The sequence below is a fragment of the Clostridia bacterium genome (assembly GCA_014360065.1).
In the GTDB taxonomy this organism is placed as follows: Bacteria; Bacillota; DSM-521; order Neomoorellales; family JACIYF01; genus JACIYF01.
This window is the reverse complement of sequence record JACIYF010000210.1, coordinates 1-2,451: the sequence shown is the minus strand read 5'-3', so window position 1 is coordinate 2,451 and position 2,451 is coordinate 1. Positions and strand designations below refer to the sequence as shown.

Here is a 2,451-nt window from a genome sequence, read left to right as displayed (position 1 = left end):
TGAGTCCGCCCAGACAGGTTTCTAGAAGGCTCCTAATGGCTCTATGTCGATCAATCAACTGCATTCTTACGTGGCGCGATTCGGGAAATAGTATCTCGTACTCCTCTAGTATAAACAGCCACCATTCAGAATTAGGCTGAAAGAATATCCTACAAGACTCGGCGTGCTTTTCTAGCCAATGAATACGAATTTCTTGATTCTCGACTATGGAGGCTATTTCCAGTCCTACTATATTTGCACATACGTCCCCGAGCCACATTTGATATTCTCTTAGGTTCTTAGAGATCTCTTTCCTTGCCTCATTTCTTATTTGGTTAAGGAATGCCTTATTTTGAGCCTTAATTGTTAGTTTATGATTAGCCAACCAACCCATAACAGCAATCAATACTGCTATAATCCCTTCATACTCGCTGAGCCAATGAATTAATCCCATATATCTTCGCTTCCTCAGTAGCTTATAATCAAACCCCGAAAGCATTTGCTTCGGGGTGCATGCTAGTGCGCCCGGCAGACCAGGGAGCAATACGACAATTTTCTAGTATAGAAGAGACTGTATTCGTCAGTACTACTAGGAGGTGCAGCCCATTGGTTCCCTTAACTCCTGGATGGGCTTGGGCAGAAGGAGGTCTCTGCGTGACAATCCGTATCGTAAAAAGGCAACCAGCCATGTTGCATTTGCATCAAACGTCCATCTTCAGTGTCGGTTACCTCAACTTACATGTTGGGTGCTCATAACGCTTTACTACGCTGACGTAGGAGCTGATCACCCAGGCTTATTACCACGGGTCTTCCTCGTCAAGCCAACCAACAGGAATGTGCGGTAAGGTTAGGACCTTCCCCAGGCAGTCAAAATCCGCCGATTCTTCGATAAGCCCCATGTCCCTTGATGCTCCACTGCACCAGGCATCGGCTCGCATTTCTGCGGTACAGAAGAAGCTTCATCAGCAAGCTGCGGTGCTTCAGACGAGCCTGAATTCAGGCGGTTCCCGCCCTGCTGCGTCCGTCCGACATTCCCATACGGCTTTACGGAATACAGGACTGCCAGACGCTTTGCGTATTCCAACCCCATGCCTGCAGGTGGACGCTTTACTACATGGTATCACAAAAGGAGTTGAACGAACAGATGTTTGCAGGAAAGCCGCCTTTCACTCCTCCCTTTCGGGAGGGGACTTCCCGGCGGAGGAGTTAGCCCGAAGCGCTAGGCGGAGTTTCGATGGGTGTCTTGACCCTGCCAGTTCACCTTATTCGCTGGCCCAAACCCTGTATCAGACTTAGAAGGTTCGGCTCCTGCCGTGACAGCGCGGACGCTTTTATCCACGGTGTCCAAAACTTCGATTTCCTGCTCGTTGGCTGCGCCCAGCTCCTTAAATCTCCTGGCAGCGACAAGAACACGGCTTTCGAACGAGCCAGCCACCCTGTTATACGACTCCACAGCTTTTTCCAGGTGCCTGCGAAGGTCGTCAAAATGCTCTACCAGCGTGCAGATGCGCTCGTACAAAGTGCGCCCCAGATTGCTTATCGCTTGGGCGTTTTGGGCGATCTGTTCCTGCCGCCAGCCGTAGGCTACGGCCTTCAACAAGGCTATGAGGGTCGTGGGAGTTGCGGGGAGGACCCGCTGTGCAGCGCCGAACTCGATGAGGCTGGGGTCCTGCTTCAAGGGCGGCGCTGAAGAAAGTCTCAGCACAACGCACTTCGGTCTCGAGTGCTGGACTCATTATCTGTAGCAGGTGGTGTCCCGTTTGGTGCACAAAAGGGGTAACTTGGATACATGAGGACAAATAAAGGCCACTTCTTTCAGTTCAACAACTGGAAAACGTGTGTGCGGCTAGGCAAAACAAAAAGCAGGATGCGCAAGTGTATTCGTAGAAAATAAAAAACTTGTCAAAAACAGTAACGTGGAAAGGGGGAGTTCAGTGCCTTCTTATATGGTAACAGAGCCCGTCGATTCAAGACCGGAAATAGTTCTCGAGAACCAAATTTACCTTCCCAATTTTGAGCACTTGCAGAAGGCCTTTGAAGATGTAAAAGGAAGGAGCAGGAGCATCAGGCAGGCCATTCATCTAGGTATCCTAGCGGCCCAGGGGCCCTCGAATGTGGTTATACAGGGTGAAACAGGGACAGGAAAGGAACTCTTTGCAAAGTGTATTCACCGTGCCAGCACTCGGCGTAGTTTTCCTTTTATAGCCGTAAATTGTGCCGCTATCCCGGACAGCCTGTTGGAAAGCGAACTTTTCGGTTATGAAGAGGGGGCTTTTACTGGGGCGAAAAAAGGTGGCAAGCCTGGAAGAATTGAACTAGCGCAAGGAGGGACCTTGCTCTTGGATGAGATCGGTGAAATGTCCCTCTATCTTCAGAGCAAGCTTCTTCGGGTTCTCCAAGAGAAAACAGTGGAAAGACTAGGCGGAACCAGATCGATTGATGTGGATGTTCGATTCATAGCTACGACAAATC

General features: G+C 49.9%; 2 protein-coding genes. One reads left to right on the top strand and one right to left on the bottom strand.

What is annotated here, in order from left to right:
* Positions 1-1,198: 1,198 nt before the first annotated feature.
* Entirely contained in the window at positions 1,199-1,684 is a 486-nt protein-coding gene (locus tag H5U02_15090) for a DNA recombination protein RmuC (protein ID MBC7343745.1), read from the bottom strand.
* 241 nt (positions 1,685-1,925) lie between these two features.
* Between H5U02_15090 and H5U02_15085 the strand changes: the two genes are divergently transcribed.
* Positions 1,926-2,451 (top strand): sigma-54 factor interaction domain-containing protein (locus tag H5U02_15085; protein MBC7343744.1); only part of this gene is annotated, 526 nt, incomplete at its 3' end.